General features: G+C 62.2%; 14 protein-coding genes and 1 pseudogene. 12 read left to right on the top strand and 3 right to left on the bottom strand.

What is annotated here, in order from left to right:
- Positions 1-971 precede the first annotated feature (971 nt).
- The 7 genes from motA to INT12_RS29315 all read left to right on the top strand — a co-directional run bounded on the left by motA (position 972) and on the right by INT12_RS29315 (position 9,143).
- A complete protein-coding gene (gene motA / locus INT12_RS29345; RefSeq protein WP_046382126.1) occupies positions 972-1,844 on the top strand; it encodes a flagellar motor stator protein MotA in 873 nt (290 codons plus the stop codon).
- Between the two features lie 2 nt (positions 1,845-1,846).
- Complete coding sequence (motB, locus tag INT12_RS29340; RefSeq protein WP_169884473.1) at positions 1,847-2,698, top strand: flagellar motor protein MotB; 852 nt, start codon at positions 1,847-1,849, stop codon at positions 2,696-2,698.
- A 102-nt stretch (positions 2,699-2,800) separates the two neighbouring features.
- The gene (gene flhB, locus INT12_RS29335) at positions 2,801-3,970 is read left to right on the top strand and encodes a flagellar biosynthesis protein FlhB (protein ID WP_046382124.1); all 1,170 of its coding nucleotides are present in this window, start codon (positions 2,801-2,803) and stop codon (positions 3,968-3,970) included.
- Positions 3,967-6,063 (top strand): flagellar biosynthesis protein FlhA, encoded by a 2,097-nt coding sequence (gene flhA, locus INT12_RS29330; protein ID WP_046382123.1) that lies wholly within the window; start codon positions 3,967-3,969, stop codon positions 6,061-6,063. Before flhB ends, flhA begins: the two co-directional genes overlap by 4 nt.
- Positions 6,060-7,880: a flagellar biosynthesis protein FlhF gene (locus INT12_RS29325; RefSeq protein ID WP_193040788.1), complete on the top strand. Its 1,821-nt coding sequence runs from the start codon at positions 6,060-6,062 to the stop codon at positions 7,878-7,880. The genes flhA and INT12_RS29325 overlap by 4 nt, the downstream gene beginning before the upstream one ends.
- Before the next feature lie 2 nt (positions 7,881-7,882).
- Positions 7,883-8,350 (top strand): hypothetical protein, encoded by a 468-nt coding sequence (locus INT12_RS29320; protein WP_108524560.1) that lies wholly within the window; start codon positions 7,883-7,885, stop codon positions 8,348-8,350.
- Between the two features lie 100 nt (positions 8,351-8,450).
- On the top strand, positions 8,451-9,143 hold the full coding sequence (locus INT12_RS29315) for an RNA polymerase sigma factor FliA (RefSeq protein ID WP_046382120.1): 693 nt from the start codon (positions 8,451-8,453) through the stop codon (positions 9,141-9,143).
- 75 nt (positions 9,144-9,218) lie between these two features.
- Here the strand turns inward: INT12_RS29315 and INT12_RS29310 are convergent, their stop codons facing one another.
- Both INT12_RS29310 and INT12_RS29305 read right to left on the bottom strand, forming a co-directional pair.
- A complete protein-coding gene (locus tag INT12_RS29310) occupies positions 9,219-12,587 on the bottom strand; it encodes a tetratricopeptide repeat protein (protein WP_193059132.1) in 3,369 nt (1,122 codons plus the stop codon).
- A 172-nt stretch (positions 12,588-12,759) separates the two neighbouring features.
- Complete coding sequence (locus INT12_RS29305; protein WP_169884477.1) at positions 12,760-13,812, bottom strand: FliC/FljB family flagellin; 1,053 nt, start codon at positions 13,810-13,812, stop codon at positions 12,760-12,762.
- 241 nt (positions 13,813-14,053) lie between these two features.
- Between INT12_RS29305 and INT12_RS29300 the strand changes: the two genes are divergently transcribed.
- The 3 genes from INT12_RS29300 (at position 14,054) to INT12_RS29290 (ending at position 16,060) form a co-directional block, all read left to right on the top strand.
- Positions 14,054-14,878 (top strand): motility protein A, encoded by an 825-nt coding sequence (locus INT12_RS29300; protein ID WP_193040790.1) that lies wholly within the window; start codon positions 14,054-14,056, stop codon positions 14,876-14,878.
- Positions 14,875-15,657, top strand: coding sequence for a flagellar motor protein MotB (locus INT12_RS29295; protein WP_193040791.1), 783 nt, complete (start codon positions 14,875-14,877; stop codon positions 15,655-15,657). Before INT12_RS29300 ends, INT12_RS29295 begins: the two co-directional genes overlap by 4 nt.
- 73 nt (positions 15,658-15,730) lie before the next feature.
- Positions 15,731-16,060, top strand: a complete 330-nt coding sequence (locus tag INT12_RS29290; protein WP_193040792.1) for a hypothetical protein — start codon at positions 15,731-15,733, stop codon at positions 16,058-16,060.
- A 44-nt stretch (positions 16,061-16,104) separates the two neighbouring features.
- On the opposite strand, the gene INT12_RS29285 is transcribed toward INT12_RS29290, so the two are convergent.
- Positions 16,105-16,740, bottom strand: a complete 636-nt coding sequence (locus tag INT12_RS29285) for a LysE family translocator (protein WP_046382117.1) — start codon at positions 16,738-16,740, stop codon at positions 16,105-16,107.
- A 166-nt stretch (positions 16,741-16,906) separates the two neighbouring features.
- Between INT12_RS29285 and INT12_RS29280 the strand changes: the two genes are divergently transcribed.
- Both INT12_RS29280 and INT12_RS29275 read left to right on the top strand, forming a co-directional pair.
- On the top strand, positions 16,907-17,278 hold the full coding sequence (locus tag INT12_RS29280) for a PH domain-containing protein (protein ID WP_017846739.1): 372 nt from the start codon (positions 16,907-16,909) through the stop codon (positions 17,276-17,278).
- Between the two features lie 51 nt (positions 17,279-17,329).
- A pseudogene (locus INT12_RS29275) lies at positions 17,330-17,476 on the top strand (hypothetical protein); the annotation flags it as partial.
- Positions 17,477-17,649 lie beyond the last annotated feature (173 nt).

The following is a 17,649-nucleotide window of genomic DNA, read 5'->3' as shown; positions in this document are numbered from 1 at the left end:
GATGAGGGAGTGTCAGTCAGTCATTGTTTGGCTGATCCACCCCCATCGGGGGCAAGCCCCCTCCCACATTTGATCCGGTTGTTCTTTAGAGGTATTTGAACAGGGACATCTTCAATACCCTTCATGCATTACCGGGTCGACAACCTGCCCAGCCCTTGAGCTGTAAACCCAATCAAATGTGGGAGGGGGCTTGCTCCTGATGAGGGAGTGTCAGTCAGTCATTGTTTGGCTGATCCACCCCCATCGGGGGCAAGCCCCCTCCCACATTTGATCCGGTTGTTCTTTAGAGGTATTTGAACAGGGACATCTTCAATACCCTTCATGCATTACCGGGTCGACAACCTGCCCAGCCCTTGAGCTGTAAACCCAATCAAATGTGGGAGGGGGCTTGCTCCTGATGAGGGAGTGTCAGTCAGTCATTGTTTGGCTGATCCACCCCCATCGGGGGCAAGCCCCCTCCCACATTTGATCCGGTTGTTCTTTAGAGGTATTTGAACAGGGACATCTTCAATACCCTTCATGCATTACCGGGTCGACAACCTGCCCAGCCCTTGAGCTGTAAACCCAATCAAATGTGGGAGGGGGCTTGCCCCTGATGAGGGACTGTCAGTCAGTCATTGTTTGGCTGATCCACCCCCATCGGGGGCAAGCCCCCTCCCACATTTGATCCGGTTGTTCTTTAGAGGTATTTGAACAGGGACATCTTCAATACCCTTCATGCATTACCGGGTCGACAACCTGCCCAGCCCTTGAGCTGTAAACCCAATCCAATGTGGGAGGGGGCTTGCCCCCGATGAGGGAGTGTCAGTCAGTCATTGTTTGGCTGATCCACCCCCATCGGGGCAAGCCCCCTTCCACATTGGATCTGTGGCGTTTTCAATTTCACCGTCTGCAAAAACCCCCTCAATTCGTCCCTCGCCGTTGCCGATATTCAGCAAGTCATCCATTGCTTGAATCTAAGGAACGACCACGTGCTCATCGTATCCGGGCTTATCGTTGTACTGTTATCGGTGTTCGGTGGCTTTGTCCTGTCCGGCGGCGCCCTTGGCCCGCTGTATCAACCCACCGAGTTACTGATGATTGCCGGGGCCGGTGTCGGTGCGTTCATTGCCGCCAATAACGGCAAGGCCATCCGGGCCACGCTCACCGCCGTGTCACGTTTCAAGCGCAGCGCCAAATACGACAAAACCTTGTACCTGGAATTGATGGCCATGCTCTATGCCTTGCTGAGCAAGGCCCGCCGCGAAGGCATGCTCGCCCTGGAACGGGATATCGAAGAACCCGCGCAAAGCCCGATTTTCGCCCAATACCCACGACTGATCGCTGACCCGCTGATCATCCTGTTCATCACCGATTACCTGCGCCTGTTGGTCAGCAGCGCCATGCAGGCCCATGAACTTGACGAGCTGATGCTGCACGAGATCGAAGGCTTCGAACACGAAGCCCACTTGCCTGCCGATGCCCTCTACAAAGTCAGCGACGCCCTGCCGGCCTTCGGCATCGTCGCGGCGGTGATGGGCGTGGTCAAAGCCTTGAGCGCGGTAAACGTCGGCCCCGATTTGATGGGCCAGATGATCGCTCATGCCTTGGTCGGTACGTTCCTGGGCATTTACCTGGCCTATGGGTTGGTCGCCCCCCTGGCCAGCCGCATCGACCGGCAAGCCGCCGAATCCGCCAAGATGCTGCAATGCATCCGCGTCACGCTGCTGGCCAGCGTGCAGGGCATGCCGCCACAGTTGGCCGTGGAGTTCGGCCGCAAGGCGCTGCACACCAGCGAACGCCCTGGTGCCCTTGAGCTGGAAACTTATGTGCGCAGCGGCAGCGGCCAGCCGGGAATCGACTGAGCATGAGCGATCAACCGATCATCATCCGGCGCAAAAAAGCCGCCCGGCACGCCCACCATGGCGGCGCCTGGAAGATCGCCTTCGCCGACTTCATGACCGCCCTGATGGCACTGTTCCTGGTGCTGTGGGTGCTGTCCAATGCCAGCAAAAACGACAAGGACGCGATTGCCGAGTACTTCAGCACGCCGTTGTTGGTGGCCATGAGCAAAGGCGATCGCAGCACGTCCAGCACCAGCGCGATCCCCGGCGGCGGGCCTGACCAACGCTTCTCCGAAGGCGAGCGCGCGCGCCAGACGACGCGCCCTTCGCTTTCCGGTGATGAGCGGCGCCACCTGGAATCCCTCAAGCAGCGGCTGAACAACGCAGTGGATCGCGACCCGCAATTGCGCGAACTCAAGCAGCAGATCGCGATAGAACTGAGCCCCGAAGGCCTGCGCGTGCAGTTGATCGATACCGACAAGCGCCCGATGTTCGAGCTGGGCAGTGCCAACGTCGCGCCGTACCTGAGCAAGCTGCTCAAGACGTTCGCCCCGGTGCTCAACGAATTGCCCAACCGCATTCAAATCAGCGGGCATACCGACAGCCACCCCTACCCCGGCGGCGATGCCGGCTACAACAATTGGGACCTGTCCGCCGACCGCGCCAAGGCCTCGCGCCAGGAGCTGGTGGCCGGCGGCCTGGACTCCAACAAGCTGCTGCGCGTTTCCGGCATGGCCGACCGCATCCGCTTCCACGGCGCCGGCCCCTACGATGCCGCCAATCGCCGCATCGAAATCATCGTGCTCGACAACCGAGTGGCCGAACGCATCCTGTCCCAGGATGAATACGCGCCAGAGGAACCATCCGCTCATTAACGCGCGATTGTGCCGGGTGTTCGTGCGATCGGCGGCCCGGGCGCCTGCGCACAATAGCGGCTTTGACAGGTCGCGCGGGTTGCCGCAGGCGCCCGGAGAGCCATGGCCGAGACCAGCAGAGAAGACAAGACCGAAGCGGCAACGCCGCGACGGATCGAAAAGGCCCGCGAAGAAGGCCAGGTTGCACGTTCCCGTGAAATGAACACCTTCGTCATGCTGCTGGCCGGCATTGGCGGGCTGTGGCTGATGGGCGGCACCCTCTATGACAACCTTGGCCAGGTGATGGAACAGGCGTTGCTGTTCGACCGCGCACAGCTGTTCGACACCGCGCGCATGCTCAGTACGCTGTGGACATTGAGCCAGACCGCGCTGCTGACCTTGGCGCCGTTCTTTGCCCTGACGACCTTCGCCGCCCTCGCCGCGCCGGCCCTGCTGGGTGGACTGGTGATCACCCTGAAGGCCGTGCGCCCGCAGTTTTCCCGGGTCAACCCCATGAGCGGGCTGGCGCGCTTGTTCTCAGTGCAGGTGCTGGTGGAGTTGGCAAAGGCCATCGCCAAGGCCAGCCTGATCGGTACAGTGATCTACTTCTTTCTGCGCAGCCATATCGAGCAGTTGCTCAACTTGCCGCACATGCCCGCGCCCAAAGCCCTGGCCGCCATGCTGAGCCTGACCGCCAGCGCCTGCACGATGTGCGTCGCGGCACTGATCATCGTGGTGGGCATGGACGTGCCTTACCAACTGTGGACTTACGCCAAGAACCTGCGCATGTCCAAGGAAGAGCAACGTCAGGAACACAAGAACGCCGACGGCGACCCGCATATCAAGGCGAAGATTCGCCAGATGCAACAGACCCGCGCGCGGCGCCGCATGATGAGCAAAGTGCCCAAGGCCGACGTAATCGTCACCAACCCCAGCCACTTTGCGGTGGCCTTGTCGTACCAGAAAGAAAAGAACGGCGCGCCCCGTGTGGTGGCCAAGGGCGCGGATGACGTGGCGCTGCGCATTCGCGAGATCGCCGCGCAACATCACCTGCCGATGCTGGAAGCACCGCCGCTGGCACGGGCCCTGTATTTCCACGTCGACCTGGACCGAGAAATTCCCATCGAGCTGTACACCGTGGTCGCTGAGGTGGTGGCCTGGGCCATCCGCCTCAAGCGTGTCAGTGAACACGGCGGCGATCTGCCGCCGACCCCGGTGAACCTGACTGTACCGCCAGGCATGGACCAGCGTGGCCCGCGTACCCCGACACCTGAGGATGACCCGAACGCATGAAAGGCATGACCGATTTATTCGGCCCCGACTCCTGGCTGGCCACCACCGACCTCAAGATCATGACCGGCCCGGTACTGATCGTGCTCATCCTGTCGATGATGATCCTGCCGCTGCCCACGTTCATCCTCGACCTGCTGTTCACCTTCAATATCGCCCTGGCGATCATGGTGTTGATGGTCAGCATGCTCACGGAAAAGCCGCTGGACTTCTCGGCGTTTCCCTCGGTGCTGCTGTTCACCACCTTGCTGCGCCTGTCGCTGAACGTGGCGTCCACGCGGGTGATCCTGATGGAAGGCCACACCGGCCCCGACGCGGCCGGCAAGGTGATCGAAGCCTTCGGCGAGTTCCTGGTGGGCGGCAACTTTGCCGTGGGCCTGGCGTTGTTCCTGATCCTGGTGACCATCAACTTCATGGTGATCACCAAGGGTGCCGGGCGTATCGCCGAAGTCGGCGCACGCTTCACCCTCGACTCGATGCCCGGCAAGCAGATGGCGATCGACGCCGACCTCAACGCCGGTCTGATCGGCGAACCGCAAGCCCGCCAGCGGCGCAAGGAAGTCGCCCAGGAAGCGGACTTCTTCGGCTCCATGGACGGCGCCAGCAAGTTCGTGCGCGGTGACGCCGTGGCCGGGCTGGTGATCATGGGCGTGTGCATCATCGGCGGCCTGGCCATCGGCATCCTGCAACACGGCATGGCCTTCTCCGACGCAGCCCACACTTACACCATGCTGACCATCGGCGACGGTCTGGTGGCGCAGATTCCCGGCCTGGTGATTTCGATTGCCGCCGGTGTCACGGTGTCGCGCGTGAACACCGAACAGGACGTCGGCCAACAGATGATGGGCCAGCTGTTCAGCCGCCCGAAAGTGCTGATGATGACCGCAGGCGTGATGGGCCTGCTCGGGCTGGTGCCGGGCATGCCCAACCTGGTGTTCCTGATCCTTACCGGGCTGCTGGCAGGGCTGGGCTGGTGGTTCTCCAAACAGGAGGAACTGGCCCCGGAGGGCTCACCGGTGCAGACCCTGCTGCCCAAATCCGCCTCGCAAAGCAGCGAAGCCTCCTGGGACGATGTGCAGTTGGTCGACACCCTGAGCCTGCGCGTCGGCCATCGCCTGATCCAACTGGTGGATGCGCGCCAACAAGGCGAGCTGATCACCCGGATCAAAAGCCTGCGCAAAAAATTCGCCCAGGACGTGGGCTTTCTGCCGCCGGTGGTGCATGTGCGCGACAAGTTGGAACTGGCCGCCAACACCTACATCATCAGCCTCAAGGGCGTGGAAATCGGCCGCGGCGAAGTGTTCCCCGGCAAGTGGCTGGCGATCAACCCCGGCAAGGTCACCCATGAGCTGGAAGGCACGGCGGCGGTGGACCCGGCGTTCGGGTTGCCGGCGATCTGGATCGAACCGAACCTGCGCGAGCACGGGCAGATCTATGGCTACACCGTGGTCGACGCCAGCACCGTGACCGCCACGCACCTCAACCACCTGCTGCATCAGCACGCCAAGGACATGCTGGGCCGTGGCGAAGTGCAGAAGCTGCTGGACAAGCTCGGCCCCGACAGCAAGGGCCTGGTCGACGAAGTGGTGCCCAAGCTGGTGTCGCTGACGGTGTTGCAGCGCGTGCTGCAGAACCTGCTCGAAGAAAACGTCTCGATCCGCGACATGCGGACCATCCTCGACGCCCTGGCCGAACACGGTGGCGTGCAACAACCGCCGGATGTGCAAGAACTGACGGCTGTCGTGCGCGTGGCCTTGGGACGCTCCATCGTCAATCAGCTGTTTGGCAACAAAACCGAACTGAAAGTCATCGGCCTGGACTTCAACCTGGAGCAGGTCTTGATGCAGGCGGTGGGCAACGGCGGCGCGCTGGAGCCGAGCCTGGCGGACAACCTCATGCAGCAAACCACCTTGACCCTCAAGCGCCAGGAAAACAGCACCGAGCCGCCGGTGCTGGTGGTGCCCAACAAGCTGCGCCCAGTGTTGTCGCGTTTCCTGCGGCGGCGTCTGCGCCAGCTCACGGTGATTGCCCTGAGCGAAATACCCGACGACCGCACCCTGCGCATGACTAACGTGATCGGAGGCAAACCCAAGTGAGCGCTCAACGATTTATCGGCGCCAACAGCCGCGAAGCCATGAACCAGGTGCGCCTGGCCCTGGGTGAAGACGCGCTGATCCTGTCGAGCCGCATGACCGATGTCGGGGTGGAAATCCTGGCGCTGGCCGAAGAGCCGCCCACGCCCGCCACGGCGGATTTCGCCGCGTTGAGTGAACGCCTGCTGAGTGAAATCCAGGCTATGCGCCAGTTGATCGATGGCCGGGGGAAACCCTCGCCCTTGCTCAAATGGCTGCTCGACGCCGGTTTCAGCGCCAGCCTCAGCCAGGAGCTGCTCGACCACAGCCCGCCCCCGCTGCCCGATGCCACACCGGCGCGGCTCAAGGCCTGGCTGACGCAACGGCTGGACAGCCAACTGATCCAACTGGCCGATGAAGCCGAGCTGTTCAGCGCCCCCACGATCATTGCCCTGGTCGGCCCCACCGGCGTGGGCAAGACCACCAGCACCGCCAAGCTGGCGGCGCGTTATGTCATGCGCCACGGTCCCGGCCCGGTGGCGCTGGTCAGCACCGACAGTTTTCGCATCGGCGCCCACGAACAACTGAACATTTACGCGCAATTGCTCGGGGTTGAGCTGCACGCGCTGGGGCCGGATGCCGCGCTCGGGCCGCTGCTGGACAGGCTGGCCGACAAGCGCCTGGTGATCATCGACACCGTGGGCATGAGCCAGCGCGACCAACGCCTGCTCACCCAAATCAACCAGTTGGGCGCCAGCGGCCGGGCGCTGCGCCTGATGCTGGTGCTCAACGCCGCCAGCCATGGCGACACGCTCGATGAAGTGGTCCACACCTACCGGGACGCCGCGCATGCCGCCGGTTGCTGCCTGGACGATTGCATCATCAGTAAATGCGACGAGGCTGCCAGGCTGGGCCCGGTGCTCGATACGTTGATTCGACACGGCTTGCGATTGAACTACCTGTCGGCGGGCCAGCAAGTGCCGGAAGACTTGCAACTGCCCGGCGCTTCGAACTTTTTGCAGCAAGCGCTGGATACGTCCCGGCCTTCGCGGTTCGCCTCGGCCCCCGGCAAGCCGACGAGCCAACGCCTGAATGCGCTGGTGCGCGGGTTGGTGGGGCAGCGCAAGGCGATGCTGGCATTGCGCGACAGCCTGGTCGCACACGTCGACGGCTTCGGCCCATTGCTCGACGCCTGGCCGTTGATGGCGTTACCGGCGGCGCAGCAGCCTGCGCGCTGGGACGCCTTTGTCAGCGCGCAGGCACCGTGCGCGCCCGTTACAGCGGCGAAAGCCGCCGCGACCCAGGGCAACCAGCACGTGGTGTATCGAGGTGAACGCCAACGCCTGGGCAACCTGGCCGGGCACGCTGAAGCCTTCGGCCTCCGCGAGTTGCGCTACCGCAACCGCACTGCGCGGTTGACCTTGAGTCATCTGCCGGTGGTGCTCAAAGACGGGGCGGTTCGCGCCTGGTTCGGCACCCTGCAGGACAGCCACAGCGGCCAACGCCTGGGGCAACGCTATTGGCTGGCCCGGGAACCCCATGGGTTGCATGAACAGGTCAGCGACCTCGTGCAGCAGTTGAAACATGATGAACTGGCCAGCCTGGCTGCGCGCGGCAAGACGCTGTTGCTCGACATGCACCCGCACCTGCACGCCGAACTGCAGCGGTACCTGGCCGCCGGCATCGCCGCCAGTGCCGTGCTCCTGAGCAATGCCAGTGATGACTGGGCCTTCCAGGCCCGTGCCCAACTATTGGGGCTGTTGCCGAAAAAACCCAGGGGCCATGCCGCTGAAATCCTCGAAGGCGTGCTGCACTTTTGCGCCATCACGGAAAGCCTCTGACCATGCACGATCAAGCCGCCGGCCTGCGCCATTGGGCCAGTCAGCGCCCGCTCCCCGTGGTGGATCGCACCTTGATGCTGTTCGGCGCGGCGCAGGCGGCTGTCCAGGCACACAACACCCTGGAGCGCTGGCACCGCCAAGGTCATCGCTGGGTGGGCGACCCCGCGCGCTGGCGCGTTCAGGCTGTGGATAACTATCACCGCGACCTGCCCGAACGCTGGGGCGTGTGGGTCGACAGCGACCTCGGCGCCTTCCGCCGCACGTTCGATACCTTGAGCCAGCTCCGCGAACAGAATGGCCCCCGGCAGGTATTGGCGCTGCACAGCGGGTTTTCCCAACACGGCCTGCTCAACAATTTGCGCGAAGCGGCGCAGCGGTATCTGGGGACACGATTGTTGTTGATCGACGAGACCTGCGCGCACCGCCAATCAAGCCGCCCCCCACATAGCATCGGTGTCGGCCCGGCTTAAAGGGCGAACACGTCACCTGGCGTACAGCTGTTCCGCGCTTAAGCGGCCAGGGCGAGCGGTAATAATCCCGTGGATTTTCTGTCTTTCGCAGGCGCGCACGATGTATACGGCACAGGGCAAGATTAACCAGCAGGAAGTCCTCCAGCAGTACCTCCCCATGGTCCGGCGCCAGGCACTGGGATTGAAGACCCGGCTGCCTTCCAATATTGAACTGGACGACTTGATTCAAGCCGGCAGCATCGGCCTGCTCGATGCCATGACGCGCTACGACGTGAGTGTCGGCGCAACCTTCGCCACCTTTGCTTCGCAACGCATTCGCGGGGCGATGATCGACGAGTTGCGCACCCGCGACTGGGTGCCCCGCAGCGTGCGCCGTAACGCGCGGGCGGTGGAGGACGCCATGCACCGCGTGGAGCAGAATCTCGGGCGGCCGGCGCGGGAGCGGGAAGTCGCTTCGGCCATGGGCCTGACGCTGGAGCAGTACCAGAAGGTGCTCGATGACACCAACGGCAGCCAGATGCTGCCCTTTGACGATGTGGACGAAGAGCACAGCGAGGGCTCCAGTTCGCGGCTGCGCACGCCGTTTGCCGAACTGATCAACGACCGCAACCGCGCCAACCTCACCCGCGCCATCGACGCCCTGCCGGCGCGCGAACGCCTGCTGCTTGCGCTCTGTCACCACGAAAAGCTCAACCTGCGCGAGATTGGCGTGGTGCTGGAGGTGAGCGAATCACGCGTGTGTCAATTGCATGCCCAGGCGATCGCGCGACTGCAGGTCAGAATGAAGGAATAGCGCCGACGATCCAAGGTGGGGGCAGGCACGCCAGCGCCCGCCTTTAATCGACGGCGTTCCCGAGCCTGCCTTGCATCAGGGCAGGTCTTCCCCCTCGGCGTAAGCCACTTCATTGAAACTGGCGATCAGCCAGGTCAGTTGCTCACGCGGCAGGTGCGTCAGCGGCTGCAGATCGAACCGCGCCATGCGCCCGACAAACGCGGTCGGGGCCAACAACCGTTCGACCACATGGTAGTGTCGGCGGTCCAGATAATCGTCGAACAACACGATGACCGGCTTGGTCGCCCGCAGGTACGCGGTGACAAAACAGGCGATGCGAAATCGCCCATCGATCAGGATCACATCGGGCTGCTCGAAGAACGGCTCATCCCAGACCCTCAACGGGTAGGTGTGGAATTTCTTCCAGTGCCGGGCGTTCTTCGGCCGTGCCCATTTACCGGTCTCGCCCACATCCACCGGGTAAATCATCGGCCGTGAGGGCAGCACCGCGTTGGCGATCCAGGCTTGCATGTCCTGCGCCCAACGGGCGTCGTTTTCCACCGAGATCACGGTTTTGTCCGGCATGTTGGCGGCCAGTAGGGTGGAACCGCCGCTGCCATATTCCAGAATCACGGAGGCCTGGGTGTAGAGTTTTTTCACATAGGCAGCCACTTCTGCCGGAAAGGTCACCTGGGGGGCCTGCATCGGCGCCCGCGGCAGTTCGAGCGGTTGCGGCATGGCGCTCGGGTTCCGGCAGTGCTTGAGGTACTGCGCGGCCAGGTCGCTATCGATTGTGTTGAGCAGTTGCGTCGCCACATCAAAGGCGGCGTAGACCGTGTGCAGTAAAAAGGCCAGCTTCAGGCGCTGGTTATCGGACAGTGCTGCCATACGTGTTGCGTCCGGCAAAAACAGCGCATCGGCACACACCAGGTGAGAAGCGCGCAATTGATCCAGGCTTTGCCCTTCGGCCGGATGGCTGATGTGCTGCAGGTTATTGAGCCGGTAAAAACTGAACCCGCGCCGCGCCAGGCAGCGGCTGATCAAGCCCACATCGGCCTGCTGATCATGCGTCGGCGCGAAGTTGACCCGCGCTTGCACCAACAGCGTATCGGCGAGGGTACGTTGGCCATGTTCGATCACGGCCAGGCTGTCGTTGAGGTTGTCGAGCAACAGCCAGTCCACCGACGGCAAGCCGTTGATCGCATCCAGCTTGAGGGTGGGCACCGCCAGTTTGGCCAGTACCGCGGATGCCGCCAGCGGTGCCAATGTGGCGCTCATGGCCGGATCGAGGCAGGCGTAGAGCGTGGCGGGCTGGCCATTGCCCAGCGCCGCATGGGGGTAGTAATGCAACTCACCCAGTTGCGCCAGTTGTCGGGCATTGTCGATACGGCTGGCGGGATCAAAGGCCACCGTGGAAAACGCCGCCATTTTTTGCAGCGCAACAAACTGCGCCGATGCGATCAGCGTGCCGCCGTGGTCCAGGGTCACTACTTTGCCCTGGAACTTGAAACCAAAACCCTCGTCCCTGGCCGGTGCCGCCGGGTGCTGAAGCACGACGGCGGTGGCCTCCCCCTCGAACCTGGCCAGCCCTTGCGGGTTCAATGTCAGGGCGGCAGCCGGCTGGCCCGCGCAGTAGCGCTGCCAGATAGCACGCATGGCGGTGCCGAAGTGGTTGGCGAAACGCTGGCTGTCGCACACCGGCGAGCCCATCAATACCTCGCGCAGGTGGCTGCGGATGCGCGCCAGGCTGTCCAGGTCGTTGGCCAATTCAATGACGCGTTGCTGGTAGTGCGCCCAACTGTGCGCCACCAACTCCGGCAGACCGGCGTTGACCAAGTGGGTGGCCGAGTGGCGCCCGGCAAAGGTCGGCCCGGGGAAGGTGACCACTGGCACGCCCATCAACAAGGCTTCGCAGGTCGTCAGGCCGCCGGAATAAGGCCAAGGGTCCAGCGCGATGTCGATGCGGTTGTAGGTTTCCAGCAGGGTCTTGTGCCCCACCGGCCCTTCGATCAGCACCCGCTCCCGGGCAATACCGTGGGCAGCCATAATGCCGTGTACATGGGCACGCAACTCGTCATTGCCAAAGGCTCCGCCCTTGAGCAACAGGCGCGAATCAGGTGCGGCCCGCAGCAATTCGGCCCAGCGCCCGAGCAGCACATCGTTGACCTTGCTCGGGTTGTTGAAGCAGCCAAAGGTGACAAAGCCGTTTGCCAGCGCGGGCAAGGGCTTGATGTCCGGCGTGTAGGGCGGCGGGTCGTAGCAAATGTAGTCGTCGGGCAGGCGGATGAGCTTTTCGGTGTAGAACGCGTCTTCCCCCTCCGGTGACTCGATGCGGTCGGTGAGCAGGTAATCGATGGCATCCAACCCGGTGGTGTTGATCAGGCCGCCGACCCATTTCACCAGCAAGGGCGCCGGCTGCAACGCCATGGTGCCCATGCGGTTGCCGGCATTATGGCCACAGAGGTCAATCAGGATATCAATGCGATCGTCGCGGACGCGCTGGGCCAACGTGACGTCGTCCATATGCTTGATCGCCAGCCATTGCTGCACCGACGCCTGGATGCGCCGGGTCAGGTGATCGCACACCTGACTGGTGCTGTAGGCGAACAACTGGAACTGATGACGCGGCAGTTTTTCCAGCACGCCCACGATCATGTTGCCCACCGGGTGCTGGCGCAGGCCGTCGGATACCAGGCCGATGCGCAAGCAACGGTCGGGCGCGCGGTCGAGCACTTCGGGGCGCGGCGGCACGGCTTTGGGGCCAAAGCGCGATTGCCATTCCTTGCACACCTCGAAGATAAACTCGCGGCTGCGCTCGGGGTCGTAGTGCAGCGAGGTCAGCCGGTTGGAATACGGCAGCACGTCCTTGCGCTTGGCCAGCGTCACGGCCTTTTGGTAATAGGTGTCGGCCGTGGCCAGTTGACCGATGTCCTTGTACAGGTTGGCCGCATTGTTCCAGTGGCTGTAATCGCCAGGTTCGCGTTCGATCAGCTTGTCGAACACGACGATGGCTTCGCCGTGGCGTTCCAGGCGATTGAGGATCAAGCCTTTGCGCGAGAGCATATGACAGTCATGGGGCGCCAATGCCAGTGCTTGATCGATATGCGACAGGGCGTTGGCGAACTGGCCCTTTTCAAAATACAGCGTGGCCAGGCGGTGATGTCCGACGGCGAAATCCGGGTCGATGCCCAGCGCCTTGCGGACGAGTTCAAGGGCACGATCCGCCTGGCCGAGCTTTTGCGCGGCCTTGGCCACCCACTCCAATGCCTGAGGCTCATCGGGCAGCAACTGCAATGCACGCTCGAAACTGGCCAGCGCTTGCTCGGGGTTGCTGTGCAGTTGCTGATTGCCCAGGTCTTTCCATGCCTGTGGGTCACGGGGGCGTTGCTCGGCGCGTCGTCGCGCCTGGGCAAGCGTATGGGCAGCAATATGGCTGGGCGCGCCGTGGCGCGGGGATCTTGGCATTCAGGAGCAGCCTTGTGCAGAGAGATACTAGGCGAAATGCTATCGCGCCACCCTCCCCACCAAAGCCCGGATAAACCCACCTCAATGCCACGATTACCAAAGATGGCGCAGCGAACGCGCACAAAAAAAGGGGCTCAGCGTGCGCTGGCCCCTTCGTACCGCACCGTCGCGATTATTGCAGCAGCGACAGCATTTGCTGCGGCATGGAGTTGGCTTGGGCCAATACCGACGTACCTGCCTGTTGCAGGATCTGGGCGCTGGTCATGGCCGACACTTCCGTGGCGTAGTCCACGTCCTGGATACCCGAACGGGCAGAAGTCAGGTTGGTGGTAGTGGTCGAAATGTTGGTGATCGCCGAGTCGAAACGGTTTTGCACCGCACCCAGGTCCGAACGCATCGAGTCCACCGTGTTCAAGGCGTTGTCGAGGGTGGTCAGGGTGCTGGTGGACTTCTTGGTCACCTCGTTGTCGGTGTCGATGCTGACGCTGGCCGTGGTGGTGGTGCCGCTGGTGGTCAGGGTCACTTCGGCCGCGTAGGTCTTGCCGTCCACGGTCAGGAAGTAGTCGCCGTCGGCGTCGGTGGACAGCGTGCCACCGGTGACCGTGGTACCGGACTTGTCGACATAGCTGGTGTTGGTCGACGTGATCGCAGTGCCCGAGGAGTCCGACAGGGTGCTGGCCGTCAGGGTGGTGTCGTAGCCGTTCACGTTGAAGCTGTCCAGGCCCAGGGTCTTGGCATTGATTTCGCTGAGCTCGATGTCGATGGTTTCGCCATCGTTGGCGCCGACCTGGATGGTGATGGTCTGGTCTTTGGACAGCACGTCCACGCCGTTGAACGCGGTTTGCGAGGAGATACGGTCGATCTCGTCCAGACGCTGGGTGATCTCGTCCTGGATCGATTGCAGGTCGGACTGGGAGTTGGTGCCGTTGGACGCTTGCACCGACAGCTCACGGATGCGCTGCAGGTTGTCGTTCACCTGGTCCAGCGCGCCTTCGGTGGTCTGCGCCAGAGAGATGCCGTCGCTGGCGTTACTGCTCGCCTGCGACAGGCCGGTGATCTGCGAAGTCATGCGGTTGGCAATTGCCTGGCCTGCGGCGTCATCGGATGCGCTATTGATTTTCAGGCCCGACGACAGGCGTTCGATCGAGGTGCTCAGGCTGTTCTCCGAGGAGTTCAGGTTTTGTTGAGCGATCATGGACGTGATGTTGGTATTGATAACTGACATGGTGCAGTTCCTTTTCGTGGGTGAGCCGCTTGAACAGATGAGAGGCCCGGCGTTGATGCCATCACCGCCGTTGCCGTACAGACAAAGCGAACATCGGCGATCCGATCAGGCGTCTTTAGGCAGCCCCCAAAAAAATTTGCGCAGCCGTCCGATTTCGCCACGCAAAGTGCCTGTATTAGCCGATTTGAATCAGCACCCACCGCGCTATAAAGCCTGCCTTGGCCCATAACAGGAGTGCTGCATGAACCCCTCAACCCTGATCGGCATGCTCGCCAGCCTGCTACTGCTGACGGTGCTGCTCATGTTCAGCGCGCAACAACCCGGCTTGTTCATTGACCTGCCGGCCCTCGGCATTGTGGTGGTCGGCACGTTTGCCGCGACCTTCATCAGCTACCCGCTGCGCGAAGTGCTGCGTATCTTCAGCCTGATCAAGACCGTGGTGCGTCACGAGCGCGAATACACCCAGGAAGACATCGACGAACTGGTGAGCCTGTCGCGCCTGTGGATCGACGGCGACCTGCGCGCGGTGGAGGACGTCCTCGACCGGGTGAAAAACCCTTTCCTGCGCTCCGGCGTGCAACTGGTGATCGACAAGACACCGCTGGACGACATCCTCGACCTGCTGCAATGGCGTATCGCGCGGCTGCGTGCCAAGGAACATGCCGAGGCCCAGCTGTTCCGGGTCATGGCCAGCTATGCGCCAGCCTTCGGTATGCTCGGTACCCTGGTGGGGCTGGTGAACCTGATGTTCGTGCTGGGCGACGGCGACATGGTGACCATCGGCCGACAAATGGCCGTGGGCCTGATGACCACGCTCTATGGCGTGTTGCTGGCCAACCTGCTGTGCAAACCGGTGGCGGTGAAACTGGAACGCCGCACCGAACAGCGCGTGGTGGTGATGAACATGGTGTTGCAGGGCGTGGCGATGATGGCCAACAAACGCAGCCCAGGGCTGATGCGTGAAACCTTGAAGTCGTTCGTGGCCCATTACCAGAACGACTTGCGCGACGAACCGTTGCGCCCGGCGCGCGCCCTGATTGCATTGAAGTGGAAAACCCGGGCATGACGACCATCACCCGCAACCAGGCGGCCGCGATCGCCAGCGGCACGCCGCCCGTCGAAGACCCCGGTGGCGAAACGTGGATGATGACCTACCTGGACATGATGACCCTGCTGCTGGTGGTGACCATGGCCATGCTGGCGTTGGCCGGCAAGAGCCATGAGCTTGCACGGCACAGTGCCAAGTCCAATGGCCCCGCCGTTTTCAGCGTAAAACGCCTGACCACGCTGGACCCGCCGGGTGCGTTGTTGCTGGTGCCTCAGGCGCCGGCCCCCGCTGTGGAACCTGAGCCAGAACCCGAACCCGAGCCCGAGCCAGAACCCGTCGCTGTCGTTGAGCCCGAGCCGCCCAAGCCCACGACGCAAGACCTGCTCAACGAACTGCCACTGGACAAGCTGGGCAATGACATCGAAGTGGTCACCAACGACAGCAGCGTGAGCTTTCGGATCAGCAGCGAAATCCTGTTCCCTTCCGGCCAGTCCGACCTCAGCCTGGGCGGCCTCGCCGTGCTGCGCCATCTGATCCCTGTACTCGACAGCGTGCCGCACAAAATCATCGTCGCCGGCCATACCGATACTCAAGACATCCGCAACTCGCGCTTCCCCTCCAACTGGGAACTCTCCGGCGCCCGCGCCGGCAGCGTAGTCCGCTACTTGCAAAGCAACGGCATCCAGCCCAACCGTCTCGCCGCCATCGGCTACGCCGACACCCGGCCCCTGGCCGACAACGCCGTCGCCGAAGGCCGCGCCCGCAACCGCCGCGTGGAGCTGATCCTGGAGCGCTGACGCGTGGGTCTTTTTTTTCCGACGCAGAACAGTGATCATCGCCCTCCCCACCAAAACCCGAGGAAGCGAGACCATGGAATTGACGCTGGAAGCGGTTGCGCTCTTCGCACTGAAACTGGTGTACGAGACCGACGGCGGCAGCCCGGTCTTGCGTGACGATCTGGTGATGGACGGGTACGAGCGGGAAGTGTTTGGGTTACTGGTACGGCAGCGGGATTTGGCTGCGATTCAACGCAAGATCGAGGAATGCGTGGTGCAGGCGCTGGAGGCATTGGGCGGCGTCCACACGGTGCTGGGGCGGGAGTTGCGGCGGTTGGCGACTGACGTGCAAAACGTCCATCAACTCGACGCACTGCCCACGCCGCTAACCACCCTCAAGGACTATTTGAAAGACATCCTGTGAATCGGTGATCAGCGTGCCGGCCGCGGCCAAAAGCGCATGCCCGGTTAGCGCCGCCCTTCAACCGCCATCCGCACGGCCAAGCCCATCAGCACCGAGCCCATCAGCCAGCGCTGCACCACCTGCCAACCGGGCCGGGTGACGAAAAACACCGCGATGGAGCCCGCCATCATGGCAATCATTGCGTTGACGCTCACGCTGATGAAAATCTGCGTGAAGCCCAGCACCAGGGATTGCGTCAGCACACTGCCGTGGCCGTTCGGGTCGATGAACTGAGGCAGCAACGACAGGTACATCACCGCGACTTTAGGATTCAGCAGGTTGGTCACAAAGCCCATCATGAACAGCTTGCGCGGGCTATCCAGGGGCAGGTCCCGCACCTGAAAAGGCGAACGACCACCCGGCTTGACCGCCTGCCAGGCCAGGTAGACCAGGTACAACGCACCGCCGAGCCGCAGCGCGTCATACGCCAAGGGAACCGCCATCACCAATGCGGTGATACCCAATGCCGCGCACAACATGTAAACGATAAACCCCAACGCCACCCCGCCCAGGGAGATCATCCCGGCCATGCGTCCCTGGCAAATCGAGCGGGAAATGAGGTAAATCATGTTCGGCCCGGGCGTCAGCACCATGCCGAGTGAGATCAGCGCGTAGGCAAGCAAGCTGGACATATCGGGCATTGTTTAGCTCCTGGATTTTTATTCTGCCGGCGTGAAATCCTTCGCCGACGTTGCAGTGTCAGGCGCCATGGTAGGGCGTTGAAAAGCAGGGCGTTAGATACAGATCCACGAGCAAAACGTCATACACCGGCTGGCGATTACCGGCTCACTCACCCAGGACAGGCACATGATCGACTTCAACAACAAAGGCTTCTTCAAACTCAAACAAAACAACGAATACGCCGAACGCGTCGCCGCCCTGCTGCTGGACGGCGAAGAAGTGATCGATGCCTACAAAGCCATGCGCGACGGCGTGGTCTTCACCACCAAGCGCATCATCGCGGTGAACGTGCAGGGGATTACCGGCAGCAAGAAGGACTTCACCTCGCTGCCGTACAAAAACATCGTGGCGTATTCGGTGGAAACCTCCGGGACGTTCGATCTGGATTCGGAGTTGGAGATTTACTTTTCGTCGCTGGGGAAAGTGAAATTCGAGTTCACGGGGAAGACTTCGATTGTTGAAATCTCGCGGATCATTTCCAAGCACCTGCTGGCGTGATCAGCGGGCAGAAAAAGACCTTGGCGCAGGAGGAATGAGACGTTTGGCAATCGCAGTGGTGACCACATTGATTTATGGAATGGACGGCGATTAACGGATTGGCTGAGCTACCCGCGAATTCAGTTGGGGTTCTCGATCGAAGGGACGTTCTCGGATTATCACGACTCCAGGGAAATATGGTTTTGGAGGGTTATATGAAGGTATGCAAGGCTGTCGTGTTCGTGTTTTTGGTGGTTGCCGTCGCTGTTGGGGTGTTTAACGGTGTGGTGATGGCGGTGGCGGCGTACTTTGGGCCGTTTTATGAGGGGGATGCGGAGCAGACTCGGAATTTTGGGATTTGGTTGGTGGGGAACGGGGTCACTGTTGTGGGG

Source organism: Pseudomonas sp. K8, assembly GCF_014889455.1.
Taxonomy (GTDB): Bacteria; Pseudomonadota; Gammaproteobacteria; order Pseudomonadales; family Pseudomonadaceae; genus Aquipseudomonas; species Aquipseudomonas veronii.
Note: the sequence above shows the minus strand (reverse complement) of the source record. Positions and strands in the feature narration are given on the sequence as shown.